9 protein-coding genes are annotated in these 21,932 nt (G+C 74.8%); 1 reads left to right on the top strand and 8 read right to left on the bottom strand.

What is annotated here, in order from left to right:
- Positions 1-34: 34 nt before the first annotated feature.
- Positions 35-472 carry an SRPBCC family protein gene (locus IG54_RS0131910; protein WP_030792694.1) on the bottom strand — a complete coding sequence of 146 codons (438 nt, stop codon included), beginning with the start codon at positions 470-472 and terminating at the stop codon, positions 35-37.
- 185 nt (positions 473-657) lie between these two features.
- Here IG54_RS0131910 and IG54_RS0131905 point away from each other — a divergent pair, with 185 nt between their 5' ends.
- Positions 658-1,416, top strand: a complete 759-nt coding sequence (locus IG54_RS0131905) for a thioesterase II family protein (RefSeq protein ID WP_030792690.1) — start codon at positions 658-660, stop codon at positions 1,414-1,416.
- 59 nt (positions 1,417-1,475) lie between these two features.
- On the opposite strand, the gene IG54_RS0131900 is transcribed toward IG54_RS0131905, so the two are convergent.
- Genes IG54_RS0131900 through IG54_RS0131870 form a run of 7 tightly spaced genes read right to left on the bottom strand, consistent with a single transcriptional unit; the run spans position 1,476 to position 21,931 of the window.
- Positions 1,476-3,686: a type I polyketide synthase gene (locus IG54_RS0131900; protein ID WP_051820224.1), complete on the bottom strand. Its 2,211-nt coding sequence runs from the start codon at positions 3,684-3,686 to the stop codon at positions 1,476-1,478.
- On the bottom strand, positions 3,683-7,057 hold the full coding sequence (locus IG54_RS0131895; RefSeq protein WP_051820223.1) for a non-ribosomal peptide synthetase: 3,375 nt from the start codon (positions 7,055-7,057) through the stop codon (positions 3,683-3,685). Before IG54_RS0131895 ends, IG54_RS0131900 begins: the two co-directional genes overlap by 4 nt.
- Before the next feature lie 5 nt (positions 7,058-7,062).
- The gene (locus tag IG54_RS0131890) at positions 7,063-11,157 is read right to left on the bottom strand and encodes a non-ribosomal peptide synthetase (RefSeq protein ID WP_051820221.1); all 4,095 of its coding nucleotides are present in this window, start codon (positions 11,155-11,157) and stop codon (positions 7,063-7,065) included.
- The gene (locus IG54_RS0131885) at positions 11,154-15,842 is read right to left on the bottom strand and encodes a non-ribosomal peptide synthetase (RefSeq protein WP_234336419.1); all 4,689 of its coding nucleotides are present in this window, start codon (positions 15,840-15,842) and stop codon (positions 11,154-11,156) included. Before IG54_RS0131885 ends, IG54_RS0131890 begins: the two co-directional genes overlap by 4 nt.
- The gene (locus tag IG54_RS0131880) at positions 15,839-16,906 is read right to left on the bottom strand and encodes a MupA/Atu3671 family FMN-dependent luciferase-like monooxygenase (RefSeq protein WP_037898114.1); all 1,068 of its coding nucleotides are present in this window, start codon (positions 16,904-16,906) and stop codon (positions 15,839-15,841) included. Before IG54_RS0131880 ends, IG54_RS0131885 begins: the two co-directional genes overlap by 4 nt.
- A complete protein-coding gene (locus IG54_RS0131875; protein WP_030792671.1) occupies positions 16,891-20,502 on the bottom strand; it encodes a non-ribosomal peptide synthetase in 3,612 nt (1,203 codons plus the stop codon). Before IG54_RS0131875 ends, IG54_RS0131880 begins: the two co-directional genes overlap by 16 nt.
- Positions 20,495-21,931: an MFS transporter gene (locus IG54_RS0131870; protein ID WP_078594743.1), complete on the bottom strand. Its 1,437-nt coding sequence runs from the start codon at positions 21,929-21,931 to the stop codon at positions 20,495-20,497. The genes IG54_RS0131875 and IG54_RS0131870 overlap by 8 nt, the downstream gene beginning before the upstream one ends.
- Position 21,932: the final 1 nt, after the last annotated feature.

Here is a 21,932-nt window from a genome sequence, read left to right as displayed (position 1 = left end):
CGCCGGACAGGCCCTAGCCCCCGGCCCCTTCGGACTACTCTCCGGCGCCTTCGGAGACAGCTCGTTCCGCCATCTTCTTGAATTCGCCCAAGTCGTAGTTGGCCAGGGTGGCGTCGAGGTTGGTGAGGGCCCCCAGGTGTTCGATGAACCCCTGGGGGTCGTACTCGATCTGGAGGGTTACCCGGCTCTCCGTGGCGCTCAGGTGGTGGAAGGTGACCACGCCCGCGTGGTGGACGCCCTCCGTGGTGTGCCAGGCGATGCGGTCCTGCGGGACCACTTCGGTGAGTTCGGCCACGAAGCCCTTGTCCGCGCCGGGGAGGGCGACCTGCCAGGCGAAGGTCTTGCCGTCGATGCGCTGGACGTGTTTGACGTGGCTGAGGAAGGACGGCCATCGCTCGACGTTCTCCCACAGCGCCCAGCTCACGGCTACCGGGGCCTTGATGTCCACCGCTTCGAGCAGTGAGGACGACATGTGTTCTCCTTGCTTCTTCCCTTGGGGTCTACCTGAGCGATACCGGTACCCGGCCCTGGGCGATCTACCGGTCCATCGGTGCGATGGTGATTGTGGTCGCCCCGACGAAGGTCCGTCCGGCATGCTGGCCTGCGGCAGGGGGCCGGTCGGCGGTCCCCTGCGGTTGAGGAAAGGAGGGCGCGCTCGTGGGCGACTGGATACGTTGCTGCCACCCCGCTCCCGACGCCGGGGTCCGTCTGCTCTGCTTCCCGCACGCGGGGGGTTCCGTCAGCGCCTATCACGCGTTGTCCGGGGCGGTCGCGGGGGTCGTGGAGCCGCTGATCGTGCAGTACCCGGGGCGTCAGGACCGGTACGGCGAGCCGTTCGCCGCGGGGGCGGACGAGATCGTCGATGCCGTGCTGGGCGAGCTGGATTCGGGGGGCGGTTCCGCGCCTCTCGCTCTGTTCGGGCACAGCATGGGCGCCACCGTGGCGTTCGAGGCGGCGCGGCGGCTGGAGGCACAGGGGCGGCCTCCGGTGGCGCTCTTCCTGTCCGGTCGGCGGGCGCCCTCGCTGCCGCGCCGGACCGGGGCGATGCGGCCCGTGCGGGAGATGTCCGACGCCGAACTCGTCGAGGAGATGCGGAAGTTGTCCGGCACCGCCGACGAACTCCTCGCCTCCCCCGAACTGCTCTCGCTCTTCCTGCCGTCGATGCGCGCCGACTACCAGATCGTCGACGACTACGTGTATCGCCCCGGGGAGCCGCTGAGTTGCCCGGTCACGGTTCTCACGGGCGACAGCGATCCCCGCGTCGGCGTGGAGGACGCCCGGGCCTGGCAGCGCGAGGTGCGGGGCGCCTTCTCCTGCCACGTCCTGGCCGGGGGGCACTTCTTCCTCAACGACCATCTGCCGTACGTCGCCGACGTCATCGCCTCCTCCCTTCCCGATCCGATCGGGAGGCGATGACCGCCGCGTAGCCCCGCCCCTAAGCCCTGGGCCGGGGCGGTTCGCCGCCGCGCGGCTCTCTACTCCTCCGCCTCGAACTCCGCCAGGAGCGCGTCCAGCGAGTCCTCCGCGGCGTCGGGCTCCTTCGCCTCGACGATGCGTACCGCCAGTTCCTGGAGGGTCAGCTCCTCCAGGAACAGGGTGATCGGTACGTCGATGCCGAGGTCGTCCCGCAGCCGGCCGACCAGGTGGACGGCCGTCAGTGAGTCGCCGCCCGCCGAGAAGTACGTCGTCTCCGGGGCTATGGGGGCGTTCTCGGCCAGGCCCAGGGCCTCGGCCAGGATGGCGGAGACGGCCGGGGTGAGGTCGTCGGGGCTCGTACCGGTCCCGGCGGGATCCGTGGTCTCCTCGGTGCCGGGGGCCGCCGTCGCGGTCGGGAGCGTCAGCGCGCCGAAGCTCTCCCCCTCGAACGGGTACGTCGGCAGGCTCACCCTGCGCGCCCCGTCCCGTGACCGGGGCCACGGGACCGAGTCGCCCTTCAGCCACAGCTCACCCAGCTCACGCAGACCGTCCGCGTCGGGCCCCTCTCCCTGGCCCGTACAGGGGCGGCCCTCCGCGAGCGCCGTCAGACTGTCGGCCGCCTCCGCCCGGTCCGACGCCAGGACGTACGCGCGTACGTCCATGGGGGTGCGGGCCGTGCGCAGAGTGTGCGCGGTGTCCGCGAGGGACGGGGCACCGGGGGCGCGCAGGGCCGTCGCCAGCTTCGCCGCGAGCGCGGTGAGGGCGGTCTCCGTGCGGGCCGAGAGGGGGAGGATCTCGGTCGCCGGGTTCGCCTGGGCCGCCGCGTCCGTCAGGCTCGCCGGGTTCGCGGCATGCCGGTCGGCCGGGGCGGGGGGCCGGGGGCGGTCCGGGGACTCTTCCAGGACGACGTGGACGTTCGTACCGCCGATGCCCAGCGAGCTGATGCCGGCGAGGCGTGGGCCTTCGGCGGGGCGCGGCCAGGGAGCGGGGCGGTCGATGACCTGGAACGGGGTGGCGTCCAGGCGCAGTTCGGGGTGCGGGCGCGAGAGGTTGACGGTGGGTGCCAGGGTGGCGTGCTCCAGCATCAGCACCGTCTTGATGAGCGAGGCCACGCCCGCGGCCGCGTCCAGGTGGCCGATGTTCGACTTGACGGAGCCGATGCCGACGCGGGGACGGTCGCCGGTGTCCGGGGTGCCTGTTGCGGGGGCGAACGCCTCCTTGGCCGCCGCCAGTTCGATGCGGTCGCCCAGCTCCGTGGCCGTGCCGTGCGTCTCCACGTACTGGGCGGCCGACGGGGCGAGGCCCGCCGCCGCCCAGGCCTCGACGATCGCCGCCGTCTGCTGTTCGACGCCGGGGGCGGTGAAGCCGACCTTCGTGGCGCCGTCGTTGGTCAGGGCGCTGCCGCGCAGCACCGCGCGGATCGGGTCGCCGTCGGCGAGCGCGTCGGACAGGCGGCGCAGCACGACGACGCCCACGCCGTTGCCGGGCACGGTGCCGCCCGCCCGCTCGTCGAAGGGACGGCAGCGGCCGTCGGGCGAGAAGATGCCGCCCTCGTAGTGGACGTATCCCTGCCTGCGTACGGTGTCGACGCTGACGCCGCCCGCGAGCGCGGTGTCGCACTCGCCGAGGAGCAGCGCCTGGGCGGCGAGGTGCACGGCGGTCAGCGAGGTCGAGCAGGCCGTCTGCACGGTCAGGCTCGGGCCTTCGAGGCCGAGGCGGTAGGAGATCCAGGGGGCGAGGAACTCCCGGTCGGTGAGGATGCGGGTCTGCATCGCGCCGAGGGAGGCGGCCAGGCGGCGGTCGGTGTGGGCGGCCAGCATGTGCTCGGTGTGGCTGCCGCCGACGTACACGCCGGTGCGGGTGGGCACGGCGAGCGGGTCCTGGCCCGCGTCCTCCAGGGCGGCCCAGGCGGTCTCCAGGAGGAGGCGGTGCTGCGGGTCGAGGGCGGCGGCCTCGGTGCGGTTGAAGCCGAAGAGATCGGTGTCGAAGCGGTCGGCGTCGGCCAGGTACCCCTTGGCGGGCACGTGTTCGGGGCGGCTCAGGTCGGCCGGGTCCGTGCCGTCGGCCAGCAGCTCGTCCCGGGTGAAGTCGGCGATGGAGCAGACGCCGTCGCGGAGGTTCGCCCAGTAGGTGTCCAGGTCGGGGGCGCCGGGGAACCGCCCGCTCATGCCGACGATCGCGATCGCCGAGTCGGCGTCGGGCCCGGGCATGGCCGTGTCGGGCTCGCGGGTGGCGTCGGCGTCGGTGGCCCGGGGTGCTGGCTCGGTCATCGTGACGTGCCCTTTCTGGAACGGAGCCGTTGTGCGGCGGCGGTCTGTCGTGCGCGGCGGTCGCTGCCCCGGCGCTCGGCCGCGGTGGCGGTGGCGGGGGCTTCCTGCGGCGCCGTGGCGGGCGGTTCGTCCGAGGCCCGGTCGGGGGCCGGGGCGGGAGTCGGGGCGTGCGTCCTGTCGAGGTGCGCGGCGAGCGAGGCGACGGTGGGGTGGCGGAACAGGTCGACCAGGGTGAGGTCGGGCGCCCCGTGGTCCTGGGTCCCGTCCGCCGCTTCGCGCAGGGCGTCCAGGACCCTCAGCAACCGCACCGAATTGCCGCCCGAGTCGAAGAAGTTGTCGTGCACGCCGACCTGGTCCCGGGTCAGCACGCTCGCCCACACCCGCGCCACGCGCCGTTCGGTCGCGGTGCGCGCGGCGACGTACGGGCGACTCGTCTCGGGCCGCCGCGCGGTCGGTTCGGGCAGCCGGGGCCGGTCGATCTTGCCGGAGCGGTTGAGCGGCAGCGCGTCGAGGCGGACGTAGCCTTCCGGGAGCATGTAGCCGGGCAGGCGTTCGGCGAGGTGGGCGCGGAGGGCGTCGTCGGTGGGGGCGGTGCCCTCGCGGGGCACGACGTACGCGATGAGGCGCTGCTCGGCGTCGGTGCCCGTGCCGCCGCGGACGGCGGCCGCCGCGACCGCGACGTCCGGGTGCCCCGCCAACAGGGCCTCGATCTCGCCCAGTTCGATGCGGATGCCGCGGAGTTTGACCTGGGAGTCGGAGCGGCCGAGGTAGTGGATCCGGCCGCGCGCGTCCACGCGGGCGAGGTCGCCGGTGCGGTACATGCGGGAGCCGGGCGGGCCGTACGGGTCGGCGACGAAGCGCTCGGCGGTCAGGGCCGGACGGCCGATGTAGCCGCGGGCCAGCGAGGCGCCCGCGATGTAGACCTCACCGGTGACGCCGGTGGGGACCGTGCGCAGGCGGGCGTCGAGGACGTACACGCGGGAGCCCGGCACGGGGCGGCCGATGATGACGGGTTCGCCGGGTTCGAGGTCGGCGGTGGTGGCGTAGACGGTGGCCTCGCTCGGGCCGTACGCGTTGACGATGCGGCGGCCGGGTTCGCTGAGCCGCTCGACGAGTTCGGCGGGGCAGGGCTCGCCGCCGACGACGACCGTACGCAGGTGGGGCAGCCGTCCGTCGATGTCGGGCAGCAGCATCGCGGCGGACGGCGGCAGGACCACGTACGTGATGCGGGAGTCCCGCAGACGGGCGTACAGGGCCTCGCCGAGGCGTTCGTCGTCGCGGGCGATGTGCAGCTCGGCGCCCGCGATCCAGGGGAAGAACAGGTCGGACACGGCGACGTCGAAGCCGAACGACACGAATTGCAGGACGCGGTCGTCGGCGGTGACGGGGAACGCGGGGCGCACGGCCCGGGTCAGGTTGAGCAGGGCCCTGTGCTCGACGGCGACGCCCTTCGGGACGCCGGTGGAGCCGGAAGTGAACAGGACGTAGGCGAGGTCCTGGGGCGTGGGGCCCGTCGCCGTCGGGGGCGGGGTGGGCCCGGTGCCCTCCGGAGTGTCGGCGCGCAGGCAGGGGACGCCGAGCCGCTCCCCCTGCGCCGCGGTTTCCGCCGCCGTGATGAGCAGTCCCGTGCCGGACGTCTCGACCATGTGGGTGAGGCGGGCGTGCGGGTGGGCCTGGTCCAGGGGTACGTACGCGCCGCCCGCGCGCAGCACCGCGAGCGCCGCGATGCCCATCTCGGCCGAGCGGGGCAGCAGCAGGCCGGCCCGGAAGCCGGGGCGCACTCCCGCGGCGCGCAGCCGTGCCGCCAACGCGTCCGCCCGGTCGAGGAGTTCGCGGTAGCTGAGCCGGACGTCGCCGCAGACGAGGGCGGTGGCGTCGGGGCGGGCGGCCGCGTTGTCCGCGATCAGGTCGGGCACCAGGCGGTCGGTGGGCGCCGCCTCGGCCGTGCGGTCGGCGGCCGCGAGGGCGCGGCGGCGCTCCGGTGCCGGGACGGTGTCGAGGGTGGAGAGAGGGGCGTCGGGGTGGGCGAGGGCGGCGTCCAGGAGGGTCTGGAAGTTCCGTACCCAGGCGCGGACGGTCCCGGCTTCGAAGAGAGCGGTGCGGTAGATGAAGTGGGCGGCGAGACCGAGGCCGTCCGTCCAGCGCTCGACGTGCAGATGGAAGTCGAACTTCGCGGTGTCCAGGGCGAGTTCGACTCGCTCGACGCGGGCTCCCGCGAGTGCGAGGGAGAGTTCCGTGTCGTCGTCGTAGGCGAAGACCAGTTGCACCACGGGGTCGTGGCTCGTGTCGCGGACCGGGGCGAGGGTGTTCACGACCGTCTCGAACGGGGCGTCCTGGTACGGCTGGCCGGCCAGCAGTTCCGCGCGGATACGGCCGATCAACTCGCCGTAGGAGGGGTCGCCGGACAGGTCGACGCGCAGCGCCAGGGTGTTGGTCAGCATGCCGACCATCTCCTGGAGTTCGGGCCGGTCGCGCCCGGACACCGGGAAGCCGATGACGAGGTCGTCGCGGCCCGACAGGCGCCCCAGGAACGCGACGTACGCGGCGAACAGCGCCATGAAGGGCGTGGCGCCACGGGCGCGCGCCGCCTCCCCCAGGCGGGCGTGGAGTGCGGCGTCCAGCAGGAAGCGCTCCTCGGCGCCCGCCGCCGAACGGACCGCCGGGCGCGGGCGGTCGAGGGGCAGTGAGGCCACCTCGGGGGCGCCGCGCAGGCGCTCCGCCCAGTGGGTGACGGCTTCGGCGTAGCCGCCCGCCGCCTGGCGTTCGCGCTGCCACGCGGCGAAGTCCGGGTACTGGAGCGGGAGTTCGGGGAGCGGGCGGAGAGGGCGGGTCGGGTCGTCGCCGCCGGTTTCGTTCTCGTACGCGGTGGACAGGTCGCGCAGGATGACGCCGAGGGACCAGCCGTCGCAGATCAGGTGGTGGGCCACGAGCAGCACGCGGTGGCTGCCGTCGTCGACGGCGTACACCGTGCAGCGCAGCAGCGGTCCCGTCGCCGGGTCGAAGGGGCGGGCCCCGTCCGCCCGCATCCGGTCGTCCACCTCGTGCGCGCGTACGTCCTTCTCGACCGTGAGGTGCGCGCGGCCCGTGGCGGCGACGATCTGCGTCTGGGTGCCGTCCGCCGCGGTGCGGAAGACGGTGCGCAGGGCTTCGTGGCGGGCCACCACGGCCTCCAGCGCGCGGGTGAGCGCACCGACGTCGAAGGGGCCGTGCACGGCGAAGGCGGCGGGCACGTTGTACTGGGCGGTGCCGGGGTTCATGCGGTCCAGGACCAGGAGGCGGCTCTGGGCGTCGGAGACGGGGAACTCGTACTCCTCCACGGGCTGCGCCTGGTCCACCGGGTGCGCCGGGTCCGCCGGGTGTGGTGTGTCCACTGGGTTCACTCTCCCTTGGAGGGGGCCTGGGGGCCGGCAAGGACGTTTTCGAGTACCGCTTCGAGTACCGCGGCGATCCGCGCGGCCGGTGCCGCGTCGAGGACGTCGGCGTGGGCGCAGGCCAGCTCGTGCACGTCGACCGTCGCGGCGGCGCGGCGCCAGGCCGCGGCCTTCTCCTCGGTGGGGATGGCCTCGGGGTCGCGGGTCGCGGCGAAGAGGGTCACGGGGCCGTCGTAGGGGGACGGCTGCCAGCTCCTGCCGAGCGTGACGTGATGGGCGATGGCGTCGGTGAGTGCCGCGAGGCGGCGTTCGCCGATGCCGTCGAGCGCGGCTCCCTCCTCCCGGAGGATGCGCCGAGCCTCCGCGTCGACGACGGCCGGGTCGAGCGGGGTACGGGCGATGTCCGGCGGCTTGGGCATGGCGTCCACCACGGCGAGCAGGGCGACCTCCTCGCCGGCGGCGCGCAGCCGTACGGCCATCTCGTGGGCGACGGGGCCGCCGAAGGACCTGCCGAGCAGGAGGTAGGGGCCGTGGGGGCGGACGGCGCGGATCAGCTCGACGTACGCCTCGGCCAACGCGCCCGTGGTCCGCGGCAGGGGGCGGTCGGGCGCGGACAGGGCGGGCGTCTGGAGCGCGTAGACCGGGCGGTCCTGGGCGAGGTGGGGCAGCAACGCGGCGTAGGCCCAGCTCACGCCGAGTCCCGGGTGCACGCAGAACAGCGGGGCACGGTCGCCGTCGGCGCGGAGCGTGAGCAGCGGTGCCAGGCTCTCGGCGTCGGCGTCGGCGTCGGCGGGGGCGGGCTCGGGGCCGTCCAGGCGGGCGAGGAGGCGGGCGGGCGTCGGCGCGGCGAAGAGGGTGGCCACGGGGATCCGTACGCCCCAGGCGGCCTCGATCCGCCCGGCGAGCCGCAGCGCGCTCAGCGAGTGCCCGCCGGACGCGAAGAAGTCGGTGTCGGGCCCGGCCTCCACCCCGCCGAGCGCCTCGCCGAACAGGACGCACAGCTCCTTCTCCCTCGCGGTACGCGGCACCCGCGAAGCCTCTGGCGCGGCCGGGACCGGGGGCTCCGGCAGCGCGGCCCGATCGGTCTTGCCGTGCGGGGTGAGGGGCACGGCGTCGATACGGGCCCAGGCGGTGGGCAGGAGGTGCGGGGGGAGGATCCGGGAGGCGGCGGCACGGATCGGGGAGAGGGGGTCGGGGGTGGGGGCGTCGGACGCGGGAGCAGCGGGCACGGAAGCACCGAGCGCAGGGGCGCCAGGTGCCGGGGCACCGAGCGCAGGAGCGCCGAGGCCGTTCCTTGCCCGCGGCAGGGTGCCGGGCGGGCCAGCGGGCTCGGCGGGTTCCAGTACCAGCCAGGCCACCAACCGTTTTCCGCCGTCCGGTGCCGGCCTCGCCGCGACGATGGCGCGGGATACGCCCGGGCAGGTGCGCAGGGCCGCCTCCACCTCCGCCGGTTCGATGCGGAAGCCGCGGATCTTCAGTTGGGTGTCGGCCCGGCCCGCGAAGGCGAGGGTGCCGTCGGGGGTGCGGTGTGCCAGGTCTCCGGTGCGGTACATCCGGGTGCCGGGCGGGCCGTGCGGGTCGGGGACGAAGCGTTCGGCCGAAGCGGAGGGAGCGGCCAAGTAGCCGTGGGCCAGGCCCAATCCGGCGATGTACACCTCCCCCACGCAGCCGTCCGGCACCGGGCGCAGACGGGCGTCGAGGACGTAGACGCGCGTGCCGTCCAGCGGGCGCCCGATCGGCAGCGGGCCGCCGGGGACGGCCCCCGGCACACGGTGGGCCGTGGCGAACACGGTCGTCTCCGTGGGGCCGTAACCGTTCACCACGACCGTGCCGGGACAGTGCTCCCGCACGCGGCGCACCGCCTCGGGGTCCACCACGTCACCCCCGGTCCACACCTCACGCAGCCCGCGCAGCGACATCGGCGCCAACTCCGCGACCAGGCGGAACAGTTCCGCCGTGAGCCACAGCGCGGTGACGCGCCGCTCGGGCAGCACGTGCGCCAGCAGGGCCGGGGTCACGGGCTCGTCGGGGCAGATCACCACCGTGCCGCCGTTCAGGAGCGGAACCCAGACCTCGTACGTGGCGGCATCGAAGGTGTGCGGGCTGTGGAACAGGACACGGCGGTGCGCCCCCGCCGGGTCCGGCTCACCGCCCCCGTCCCCCGAGTGGAAGCGTGCGTCGGCGGCCAGTTCCGCGATGGCCCGCTGCGGGATCACGACCGCCTTGGGCTCACCGCTCGAACCGGACGTGTACATCACGCACGCCGCCGACTCCGGGTGAGACCGCGCGGTGACCTCCACGCCCTCGGGCGCCTCCCCGCGCACGTCGATCCGGCGTACGGACGCGGGCAGCCGCACCGCCTGCTCGCCCTCCGTCAGCACCAGCCCCGCCGACGCCCCGGCCAGCAGCCGCGCCAGCCTCTCCGCCGGCTGCGCCGGATCCAGCGGCAGCCAGCACGCCCCCGCCTTCAGCACCGCCAGTTGCGCCACGACCAGGGACGGTGAGCGGCCGAGCAGCAGGGCGACCGTGGCACCCGGCCCGGCGCCCGCCGCGACGAGGCGGGCGGCCAGGCGGTCGGATTCCGCGGCCAGCCGGGCGTACGTGAGGACGTCGTCGCCGCTCTCGACGGCGGGCGCGTCCGGCGTGCGGGCCGCCTGCGCGGCGAACCGTCCGGTCACCGTGGCGGGCCCCGCCACCGCCGCAGGGGCGCCCTCGGAGCGGGCGAGCAGGCGCTTGTGCTCCTCCTCGGGGAGTACGTCGATCCGGTCCACCGGCGTCGCGGGGTCGCCCGCGAGCTGCTCGAAGGCCCGCACCATGCGTGCCGCGATCGCCGCCGCGGGGATGCCGCGCCGGCAGCCCACCGCGAGGAGCATCCGCTCCCCCGCGACGACGGCCAGCGTCACGGGATAGTGCGTGGCGTCCCGTACGTCCGTCACGCGCACGGCGTCCGGGCCGTCGCCCCGCGCCTGCCGCGCCCCGCGCGGGAAGTTCTCGAACGCGAGGACCGAGTCGAAGAGTTCCCCCGGCGACGCGGACCCGGCAGCCGCCCCGGCCCCACGCCCCGCACCCGGACCGTGGCCCGCCATGCGTTGTACGTCCGTCAGCCGCACATGGTGGTACGGGACGAGGCGCCACTGCTCGTCCTGGACGCGGGCCAGCAGTTCGCCGACACTCTCCCCGTCGCGCAGCCGGACCCGCACGGGCAGCGTGTTGATGAACAGGCCCACCATCTCGCCCGCCCCGGGCAGGTCGTGCGGGCGGCCCGAGACGACACCGCCGAAGACCAGGTCCCGCCCGCCGGTCAGCCGGGCGAGCACCAGGGCCCAGGCGGCCTGCGTCAGCGTGTTGAGGGTGACGCCCGCCTCGGCGGCGCGGCGGGTGAGGGCGGCGGTCAGCTCGGCGGTGAGGTGCAGGCGGACCGTGTCGGGCTCGTCCGCGCGATCCCCCTCGCCCGTCGCCCCCTGAACAACCTCCCCCGGCGGGGCGAGCGGCGCCTGCCGCTCCAGGCCCGCGAGCGCCTCGCGCCAGGCCGTCTCCGCGAGACCCTGGTCCTGGCGTCCGAGCCACAGCGCGTACTGCCGGTAGGGCACGGCGGGCGCCAGGGCCCGGCCGGTGACCAGGGCCGCGAGGTCACGCTCCAGGACCGGGACCGACCAGCCGTCGAGCAGGATGTGGTGGAAGGTGAGGACGAGTTCGCCGCCGGTGTCGTGCCGTACGAACAGGGCGCGGAGGGCGGGCGGGCGGGCCAGGTCGAAGCGGCGGGTGCGGTCCTCGGCCAGCAACCGCTCGGTCGCGGCCTCCAGTTCGGCCGTGTCACGACCGGTCAGGTCGGCCTCGGTCCACGGCACGGCGACGGTGTGCGGGATCACCTGCACGGGGCGGTCGAGCCGTTCGTGGCGGAAGCAGGCGCGGAGGTTGGGGTGCCGCTCCATGAGGGCGCCGAGCGCGGCCCGTACCGTGTCGGCGGCGACCGCGGGCCCGATGTGGAAGCGGGTCTGTACGAGGTAGGGGTCGGGCCCCTCCGCGTCCCGCACGGCATGGAAGTACAGCCCTTCCTGCACCGGGGTGAGCGGCAGTACGTCCGCGATCCGCCCGCTCATCGACTACCGTCCCCTTCCGCGTCGGGGCCGGGCAGGTCCGCCAGATCCCCCTCTAGCATGGCCAGTTGGTCCATGGAGAGGCCGACCAGGGGGAAGTCGGAGGGGGTCGCGCCCACCGGGCCGCCCGCCGCGGTCTCCCGCGCCAGGAGGGCGATGCCCTCGCGCCACAGCCGGGCGAGTTCCCGCACGTCCTCCTGTGCGAGGACCCCTTCGGCGTACGAGAAGGTCACTTCCAGGCGCAGGCCGTCCGCGGTCTCCTTGGCGAAGGCGTCGATCTCGACCGCGTGGCCGAGCGGTACGGCACCGGGGCCGGCGTCGAGCAGCTCGCCGCCCGCCGCGTCCTCGGCGGTGAAGCGGCCGAGGTAGTTGAACCGCACGTCCGGGACGGGGAGTTCGGCGAGGACCGGGGCGGTCTCCGGGTTGAGGTGGCGCAGGAGGCCCCAGCCGATGCCGCCGTTGGGGACGGACCGCAGCTGCTCCTTGACCGTCTTGAGCGCCTCGACCGCCGCACCGCCTTCCGTCCGCCGGTCGCTCCCCGCGTCGAGCAGTACCGGGTACTGCGTCGTGAACCAGCCGACCGTGCGGGACACGTCCACCGGCACGGACAGCACCTCCCTGCCGTGTCCTTCGAGGTGGACGAGCAGACCGGTGCCCGAGCCGCGGTGGCGTACGGCCGCCGAGGCCAGTGCGGTGAGCAGCACCGCGTCCGGACCGCAGTTGAAGGCCGCGGGCAGCGTGGTGAGCGCGGCCTCGGTGAGGTCCGCGGGCAGCTCGGCGGTGAGGGTCGCCCGCCTCGCCCCCGCGCCCCGCCCCCCGGCGAGCCGGGCATCGGCGGCGGCTGCCAGCCTGCCCCGCCACCAGTCGAGTTCGGCGGCGAGGCCGGGGCTCAGCGCCTCTTCGGCGAGCAGTGCGGCCCACCGGGTGAAGGAGGTCCCCGGGGCCGGGGCCGGGGTGCCGTCCCCGGAGAGCGCGGCGGCCAGTTCCGGGCCGATGATCCGCCACGAGACGCCGTCGACCGCCAGGTGGTGCAGGGTCAGGAGCAGTACGCCCCGCCGCCGCGGACCGGCGTCGAGCCACACGGCCCTCAGCATCTCGCCGTCCTCGGGGGCCAGGCGGATCCTGGCGGCCAGTTCGGCGGCCTTGGCGCGGGCCTCGGCCTCGCCGGGGACCTCGACGCGTTCGAGTGCGGCCGCCCCGGCCGGGGCCCGTTCGGCCACCTCGATCTCCGCCTCGTCGGTCAGCAGCCGCATCCGCAGCACTCCGTGCCGCTCGATGAGCGCCCGTACCGCCGCCTCGATCCGCTCGCGGTCCGTGCCGGGCGGCACGGGGAACGCCATCGACTGCGTGAACGCCCAGGAGTCGCCGCCCTGCTCGCGCCACCACCGCATGACGGGTGTCAGCGGGAAGCGGCCGACACCCGTGTCCGAACCGTCCGGCCCGCCCTGCCCCGCGGCAGCCGATGTGCTTGCGTGGAGGGCCAGTTGGGCGGGGGTGCGCATCGTGAAGACGTCGCGCGGGGCGAGCACGAGGCCCGCCGCCGAGGCCTGTCCGGCGAGCTGGATGGCCATGATGCTGTCGCCGCCGAGCCGGAAGAAGTCGTCGTCGGCGCCGATCTCCTCGACGCCGAGGATCCGCGCGAACAGGTCGCACAGCTCCTTCTCCAGGGCGGAGGCGGGCGCCCGTGTCGACGCGGCGGCCCGGGGCGCGGGCAGGGCGGCGCGGTCGAGCTTTCCGCTGCGGGTCAGGGGGAGTTCGGGCAGCGTCACGACGTCCGACGGCACCATGTGCGCGGGAAGGCGGGTGGCGGCGTACGCGAGGAGTTCGTTCGCGTCGAGGGTGTGCCCGGGGGCGGGGACCGCGTAGCCGAGCAGTTGCGGCCTGCCCTCGCCGTCCTCGCGTACCAGCGCGACCGCGTGGGCGACGGCGGCGTGCGCGGTGAGGACCGCGGCGACCTCGCCCGGTTCGATGCGCAGGCCGCGCAGCTTGATCTGCTCGTCGGTGCGGCCCAGGTAGTGCAGGGTGCCGTCGTCGTCGCGGTACGCCAGGTCGCCGGTGCGGTACATGCGGGACCCGGGGGCGCCGTAGGGGTCGGGGACGAAGCGCTCGGCGGTGGCGGCGGGCTGGTTCAGATAGCCGCGGGCCAGGCCCGGCGAGGACAGGTACAGCTCGCCCGCGACTCCGATGGGCACGGGGCGCAGCCGGGCGTCGAGGACGTACGCGGTGGTGCCCGCGACCGGCGTGCCGATGGGCGGGGCGGTGCCGTCGCCGTGCAGCGGGGCGGACAGGGTGGCGGCGACGGTGGCCTCGGTGGGCCCGTACGCGTTGTGGAAGCGGCGGCCGCCGACGGCCCAGCGGGCCACGAGCGCGGGCGGGCACGCCTCGGCCCCGACGGCGAGCGCGCGCAGCGCCGGGTACGGGCCCTCGGGCACGGTGGCGAGGACGGACGGCGGCACCATCGCGCAGGAGATGCGCCGCTCGGCGAGGACCCTGCCGAGGCCGTCCCCGGCGAGGGGGCCCGGCGGCGGCACGACCAGGGTGCCGCCGGGACCGAAGGCCATGCACATCTCGGCGACGGAGATGTCGAACGCCGGTGAGCCGAGCTGGAGGACCCGCGACCTCGCGTCCAGCGCGAAGCGGCCGACGAGGCTGTGGACGAGCGCGGCGATCCCGGCGTGGGTGACGACGACGCCCTTGGGGGTGCCGGTGGAGCCGGAGGTGTGGATGACGTAGGCGGCGTGCGACGGGTCGAGGGGCGCGGGGGTCAGGGGCGCGGGGGTCAGGGGCTCACCCGCGTACGCGTCGTCGTCCAGGACGATCCGGGGCAGGTCCGTGGGCGGCAGCACACCGGCCGCGGCGGTGCGGGCGTCGGTGACCAGCAGGACGGGCGCCGCGTCGGCGAGCGTGTGGCGGACGCGGTCCGCCGGGTAGTCGGGGTCGACCGGCAGATAGGCGGCCCCGGCCCGCTGCACGGCGAGCGCGGCCACGGGGAGGTCCGCGCCGCGCCCGAGGGCGAGAGCGACGGTCCGGTCAGGACCCGCGCCGTGCCGGGCGAACAGTCCCGCCAACCGGTCGACGCGGTCCGCGAGTTGGGCGTACGTGAGGCGCAGACCGTCCGCTTCGAGGGCGGGCGCGTCCGGGGTGCGGGCGGCGTGCCGGGCCACCGTGTCCGGCAGGGACTCGGGGGCGGGCGCGGCCGGGCCGCGGGAGAGGGCGAGCAGGCGGTCGCGCTCCGCCGCGGGAACCACGTCGAGGTTCCGCACGGGGACGGCCGGGTCGGCGGTGACCTGCTCCAGGAGGGTGAGGTAGCTGTCCGCCCAGCGGGTGACGGCCGCGGGCGCGAAGAGGTCCGTACGGATCTCGAAGCTGCCGTCCATGCCGTCGCCGTTGTCCCGCACGACGCCCACGAGGTCGTGTTCACCCCCGGTGTGGATGCGCTCGGGCTGGGCGAACTCCCGTACGGCCGACACGCTCGGCTGCTCCGTCAGGTGCATGAACACCCACTGGAACAGCGGGGAGCGGCCCGCGCTGCGCTCGGGGGCGGCCGCCGAGACGATGCGGCCCACCGGCAGGTCGGCGCCCGCCATGAGGGCGGGGAAGTCCGTGCCGAAGCGGGCGAGCACGTCGGCGAAGGAGTCCTCCTCGGTGATGCGCCAGCGGGTCGGTACGGCGTTCATGACGTACCCGATGACGTGTTCGAGGCCCTTGGCGGAGCGGTTGGCGACCGGTGTGCCGAGCACCAGGTCACGGGCGCCGGACACGCGGTGCGCGAGGACCGCGAAGGCCGTCATGAGGACGACGTACACGGAGGCGCCCCGCTCACGGGCCAGCGCGCGCACGGCCCGCGTGGTGGCCTCGTCCACACGGAAGCGGATCTGGACGATGCCGTCCTCGTCACCGGAGTCCTCCCCGCCCACGTCCGGGCTCCCGTGGCCCGGCACGGTCAGCGGCCCCGGTGGGTCGGCCAGATAGCGGCGCCAGAAGTCCAGGCGCGCGTCGAAGACCCCCGCGGCCGCCAGCTCGCCCTGCCAGGAGGCGAAGTCGGCGTACTGCACGGCGGGGCGGGTCAGCTCGGGCTCGGTGCCCGCGCGCACGGCGCGGTACGCCTCGGCGAACTCGCTCTGGAGGACGTCGAAGGACCACCAGTCGGTGATGATGTGGTGCAGGCTCAGCATCAGCGTCGTACGGGTGTCGTCGACGCGTACGAATCGGCCGCGGATCAGACGGTCCGCGGTGAGGTCGAACGGGCGGCGGCGGAAGGCGCGGAAGGCCTGCTCGATGGTGGTGTCCGTGCCGCGCAGGTCCTCGCGCTCCAGGACGAAGGGGCCCTCGTCGGGGAAGTCGACGCGCGGATCGTCGGCCGTACCGGAGATACGGGTGCGCAGGATGTCGTGGTGGGCCTGGATGAGGGTGAGCGCGGCCTCCAGGTGGGCCGGGTCGACGGGCTCGTCGAAGTGGTAGGCGCAGCAGAGGTTGAGGGCCGGGGTGCCGGGATACAGCGACTCGTACACCCACAGGTCCCGCTGGGCGGGGCTGAGCGGCACGGCTCCCCCGGTGTCGCGGGGCGGTACGACCGCGGGGATCTCCCGGGCCCTGCCCGCCTCGACGAGTCGGCGCATCAGCCGGATCCGCTGCTCACCGCTGAGCGCGCTGAAGCGGTCGGCCATGGAAGGCTGGTTCGGGGTCACAGGGCGGCCTCTCTCAGCTCGGCGAGGCGGTGCAGCCCCGCGAGTACCTCGTCGCGTCCGATGCCGAAGTCGATGAAGCAGGCCACTTCGTCGCAGCCCAGGTCGCGCAGGTCGGCGAGCATCTTGGCGCAGGTGCCGGGCGAGCCGAGGAGGCTGCCCCAGGTCAGATAGCGCCGGAAGGCGAACTCGGCCAGCATGGCGGTCTGTTCGCCGCTCAGCTCCGCGCTCTGGCGTGTGTCCGCCGCGCGGTTGGCGGCGGTCTGGCGCAGATACGAGGCGAGGTACGTCTTGAGGGGTTCGGCGGCCAGGCGCCGCACCTCGGCGTCGTCCGCGCCGACGTAGGTGTGTGCCATCAGCGTGACGCGGCCGTGTGCGTCGGTGCCCGCCTGGTCGGGGACGGCGGCGCAGGCCGCGCGGTAGCGGGCGATCTTCTCGGCGAGTTCGTCCCTGCTCTGCCCGACGGTCGCGCCGAGCACCCCGGCGCGCAGCCGCCCGGCGGCCTCCCAGGTCGCGGGGTTGCCGGAGGTGGTGATCCACAGCGGCAACTCGCGCTGTACGGGTCTGGGTTGCGGGATGACGGAGACGGGCTGCCCGGTGCCGTCGGGGTAGGTGCCCGCCTCGCCCGCCCAGAGCCTGCGCAGCTCGGGGATGGTCTTGAGGGTGTGTTCCCTGCGGTCCTCGTACTGGTCGGGGGCCAGGGTGAAGTCGGTGGAGTGCCAGCCGGTGGCGACGGAGAGCCCCACCCGGCCGTGCGAGAGGTTGTCGACGACCGCCCAGTCCTCGGCGACCTTCAGCGGGTGGTGCAGGGGCAGGACGACGCTGCCCGCGCGGATCCCGATGCGCTCGGTGGCGACGGCGAGGGCCGCGCTGAGCACGGGCGGGCTCGGGAAGACCTGGCCCACCTGCTGGAAGTGGCGCTCGGGGGTCCAGATGGCGTGGAAGCCGAGGCGGTCGGCGGTACGGGCGACGGTGAGGATGTCGTCGTAACTCTGCGCGTGCGGGGCGCCCTCGCCCTCGGCGGGCGTACCGCTGTCCGCGCCGAAGAACATCACGCTGAGGTCCACGGCCTCTCCTCCTGTTCCCTGCTGAGGTGGCTCTGCTGATCCTGCTGGCGGGGCACGCGCGGCCGCCGCGGAATGGGGGCCGGGGCGGGGCCCTGGTCCATGGGCGCCCGTGCCAGTTCGGCGGCGAGGGCCGCGACGGTCGGTGCGGTGAAGAGCTGGGCGGCCGTCACGGTCCGTGCCCCGGTGGTCAGGCGGGCCGCGACCCGCACCGCGCGCAGCGAGTTGCCGCCGAGGGCGAAGAAGTCATCGTCCCGCCCGAGGTCCGGCACCCCGAGGACGTCGCTCCACACGGCGGCGATGTCCCGCTCCAGCGGGGTGACGGGGCCCGCCGCACGGGTCACGGCCGGGGCCGCGATCCTGTCACCGGCGTCCGCGCGGCGCGGGGGGCCCGCGGGGACGAGGGCGCTGACCGGTGTGTCCGGTGCGCCGTCCGTCGTGTCCAGGGCCCGCGGGAGCGCCTGAAGGACCTGCGGGAGCGCGTCCGCGAGCCACTCCATGAAGGGCGCCTCCACGGAGGCGGCGCGGTACTCGAAGGTCAGGGTGAGGCCTTCGGGACTCCCGCCGGGTCCTGTCGTGTCCGTGACGTCGACGAGCAGTTCGAAGCGGGCCTCGCCGGTGCGCACCACCTCGACGCCCGCGTCGGCGCCGGGCAGGTCCACCTCGGCGCGCGCGTTGTTCTGGAGGGCGAGGACGACATCGGTGAACGGCTGCCTCCCCCGCGTCCGCGGCGGCTTCAGGGCGCCCACCACCTGCTCGAACGGCACGTCCTGGTGGGCGAAGGCGGCCAGGTCGGCCTCCCGGACGCGGGCGAGCAGCTGCCGCGCGCCCGGGTCGCCGGACACATCGGTGCGCAGTACGAGCATGTTCACGAAGAACCCGACGGCGTCCTCGACGCTCCCGTCCCCCGCCCGCCCCGCGACGGGCGCGCCGATCGCGAGGTCCTCGCCCGCACCGGCTCGCACGAGCACCGCGGCGAGCGCGGTGTGCAGGGCCATGAAGAGGGTGGCGCCCCGGTCGCGGGCGGCGTCGACGAGGCGTGCGTGGGCGGCGGCGTCGAGGCGGCGTACGAGGGTCGCGGCGGCGGGGCCCGGCACGGCGGGCCGGTCCGGGCGCCGCGGAAGCAGCGGGCCCTCGGGGCCGGCGCCCGTCAGTGTCCTTGTCCAGTAGGCGAGTTGGCGGGCGGCGAGGGAGGCGGGGTCGTCGGGCGGCCCGAGCCGGTCGGCCTGGCGGCGGGCGTGCTCGGCGTAGGTGACGGGCAGGGGCGGCAGCGTTCCACGGCCCTCCGCCTCCGCTCCCGTGGCGGACACCGCTCGGGTGGCGTACGCGCGTGAGAGGTCTCGGAAGAGGGGCGCGAGGGACCAGCCGTCGCCCGCGATGTGGTGGATCAGGACGAGCAGGGCGTGTTCGTCGGGCCGGTCCCGGACGCTGAACAGGGCGCCCCGCACGGGAAGTTCGCCGCGCAGGTCGAAACGGTGGCGGGCGGCGTCCTCGACCGCCGCTACCAGTTCGCCTTCGGCCAGGGTGAGATGCCGGAAGGGCGGCCGCGCGTCGACGCCGCTCAGCACGCGCCGCACCGGCGCCCCGTCCACCTCGTCGAAGACGGTACGGAGCACGTCGTGCCGGGCGACGACATCGCCGAGGGCGTCCGCCAGCGCGTCCGGGTCCACCTCGCCGCGCAGCCGCACCAGCACGGGCAGGTTGTACGCGACTCCGGCGCCGAGCCGGTCGAGGAACCACAGCCGGTGCTGGGCGGGAGAGACCGGCAGGGGTGCGGAACCGCCGGGAGGCGAAGTGCGGGACGGCGGCAGTGACTTGGCGGCGCCGTCGACGTGCGGTGCGAGCCCCGCCGGGGTCGCCGCCTCGAAGAGGGTACGCAGGTCAAGCTCGGCGCCCAGCGCCGCGTGGACGCGGCCGAGGACCCGGGCGGCGAGCAGGGAGTGGCCGCCCAGGACGAAGAAGTCGTCGTGCGGGCCGACCGACGCGACACCGAGGACGTCGGCGAAGAGGGCGCACAGCGCGCGGACCGTCTCGCTCTGCGCGTCGCCCGCGCCCGGACGGGGTTCTTCGGACGCGGCCCGTGCGGGTTCGGGGAGCGCCGCGCGGTCCAGCTTTCCGTTGGCGGTCAGCGGCAGCGCGTCGAGCACGACGAAGGCGGCCGGGACCAGGAACTCGGCGAGTTCGCGCTCCGCGTGCACGCGCAACTCCGCTGCCGTCGGCGCCTGTTCGCCCCGCTTGCCGGGGACTAAGTACGCGACGAGCTGCCGCTCGCCGTCCGCCGCGGCACGTGTGGCCACCACGGCGACGCGCTCGACTCCGGGGTGGCGGGCGAGGGCGGCCTCGACCTCGCCGGGCTCCACGCGAAAGCCCCGGATCTTCACCTGGCTGTCGGACCGGCCCAGGTACTCGAAGGTGCCGTCGGCCCGCCGACGGGCCAAGTCGCCCGTGCGGTACATGCGTTCACCGGGGCGCCCGAGGCCGGGTGGTGTGGCCACGAACCGCTCGGCCGTCAGCGACGCGTCACTGTAGCCGCGCGCGACGCCCGCCCCGGCGGCGTACAGCTCGCCGGTGACGCCGTCCGCGACCGGTCGCAGCCGCTCGTCGAGCACGTACAGCCGCTTGCCGGCCAGCGGGCGGCCGATCGGCACCGGACGGCCGTCGCGCACGTCCTGCGGGGTGATGGGGTGGACGGTGAGGAAGACCATGCACTCGACGGGTCCGTAGCCGTTGCCGAGCCGCAGCCCGGGTGCGCGCTCCAGGGCGCGGGCCACATGCGGGGGCGACAGCGCCTCGCCGCCGACGATCAGTTCGCGCAGTCCGGTGAGCGCGCGCGGGTACTCGTCGACGATGACGTTGAACAGGGACGCGGACAGGTACATGGACGTGATCCCGTGCGCGGCGACGAGCCGCGCGATCACCACCGGGTCGGGGCGCCGCCCCGGGTGCAGGACGCATGTCCCGCCGCCGAGCAGCGGCCCCCACAGCTCCAGTGCGAACGCGTCCCACGACACGGGCGCGCACTGGAGCCAGACCGCGCCTGGCCCGAAGGAGGCGTAGTCCTGGCCGGTGAGCGTGGCGGTGACCGCGCGGTGCGGGGCGACGATGCCCTTGGGCCTGCCGGTCGACCCGGAGGTGAACATCACGCAGGCCACGTCGTCGGGCCGCACCGCGACAGCGCCGCGCGCCAACGGCTGGGCGTGGGCGGCGTCTTCGACGTGCAGCACGGGCACGTCGTCCACGAACTCCGGCGGCTCCTCGGTCGCCCCGGCCCGCGTGAGCCCCGCACCGGCCGACGTGAGTACCGCGGCGATCCCCGCGTCCGCCGCCATGCCGCGCAGGCGCCCGGCGGGGAAACCGGGGTCGAGCATCACGTACCCCGCCCCCGCCTTCAGCGTGCCGAGGACCGCGACGGCCAGCTCCGCGGAGCGCTCCAGGTACACCCCGACGGTGTCGCCGCGCCGCACCCCGCGCGCCGCGAGCAGGCCCGCCAACCGGGCGGCGCGGGCGTCGAGTTCGGCGTACGTCAGCCGTTCGCCCTCGTATACGAGGGCTGTCGCGTCGGGCGTCCGTGCGCTCTGCTCCTCGAACAGTTCATGCACGCACCGCGTCATCCTTCTCACCGCCCCTGCCGTCGGTGCCGTCGTCGGCCTGCTGTTCGTCCTCGTCGTCGATGTCCGGCAGCAGTACGTCGATGTCCCTGATCGAGCGGCTCGCGAGGCCCCACAGGGCGACCGCGAGGCCCGCGACACCGGCGAGGAAGAGCATCCCCGCCATGCCGCTGCCGGGGTCGTCGCCGAACAGGGGGCCCAGGAGGACGAAGACGCCGGTCCCGTCGGCGGCCTGCGGCTCGAAGACGCCGTCGGCGAGCGGCCCGGAGACCGCCGTGGCCAGCGGCACGGAGATCTGCGACAGGAACATGACCGCGCCGAACACCCGGCCCTGCCACTGGGGGTCCACCTTGGTCTGCACGATCGCCTGCATGGAGGAGTTGACGAGCGTCATGAGCAGGGCGCCGACGAGGATGGCCGCGCACCAGGCGACGACCCCGCCGACCAGGGCCATCCCGATCTGCGCGGAGAGGCACATGCCGACGATGCCGAGCATCATGCCGCGGCCGCGGTTCCTCGGCCCGCCCCAGGCCGCCATCAGCAGACCGCCGACGACTCCGCCGACGCCGATCGCGCTGTTCACGGCGGCGAGCGCGCCGTTGCCGTCCTTGATCAGGACCATGGGCTGGATGACGGCGAAGCCGAAGACCATGACGAGGTTGACCGTGCAGAAGTTCACGGTCATGTCGCGCAGACTCGGCTGCCGGAAGACGTAGCGCAGGCCCTCCACGGCCTCCGCGATGATCCTCGTGCGGGGTGCGCCCGCGCCTACGGGGACCTTGTCGCCCTTCATCCGTACGACGCGTATGCCGATGAGCGCGAAGGCGTAGCTGACCAGATCGATGACGAGGACGGCGCCGATCCCGGAGACGGCGACCATGACACCGCCGAGCGCCGGGCCGCAGATCCCCGCGGCGCTTCGGGCTCCCGCCAACAGGCCGTTGGCGCGGCCCAGTTGGTCCTTGCGGACGAGAAGGGGGACGGCGGCGGTGAGCGCGGGCAGCTGGAAGGCGGCGCTGATGCCGAGGAGGACGGTGGCCGGGTAGACCTGCCACGGTTCCAGGCCGCCGCCGAAGAAGTGCACGAGGGCGAGCAGGCCGACGGTGAGGAGTCCGCCCGCGTCGGCGATCTGAAGGGCGGACCGTTTGCGGATGCGGTCGATTATCGCGCCCGCGAACGGGCTGAACAGCGCCTGGGGAAGCAGGGCGCAGAGAGACAGCGCGGTGACGGCGGTGGCCTGCTCCCCGGTGGACCAGACCTCGATAATGAAAGCGAATCTGAGAACGGCGCTTCCGACCAGTGAGACGGCCTGTCCCGACCAGACGAGCAGCAAGGGGCCCGCACCGGTGAAGCGGCCCGGCCCCGTTTTCCCGGCGCCCCGCGCCTTCGCTTTTCCGGCCGCTTTTTCGCTGTCACTCACG

This window comes from Streptomyces sp. NRRL S-920, assembly GCF_000717945.1.
Lineage (GTDB): Bacteria > Actinomycetota > Actinomycetes > Streptomycetales > Streptomycetaceae > Streptomyces > Streptomyces alboniger.
The sequence above is the reverse complement of the archived record's forward strand: the minus strand, read 5'-3'. Positions and strand labels throughout refer to the sequence as shown.

What these genes read in the sequence shown, in the direction of transcription:
- IG54_RS0131900 (WP_051820224.1), bottom strand. Translation starts at nt 3,686, where the DNA reads ATGACCGAGCCAGCACCCCGGGCCACCGACGCCGACGCCACCCGCGAG.
- IG54_RS0131910 (WP_030792694.1), bottom strand. Translation starts at nt 472, where the DNA reads ATGTCGTCCTCACTGCTCGAAGCGGTGGACATCAAGGCCCCGGTAGCC.
- IG54_RS0131890 (WP_051820221.1), bottom strand. Translation starts at nt 11,157, where the DNA reads ATGAGCGGGCGGATCGCGGACGTACTGCCGCTCACCCCGGTGCAGGAA.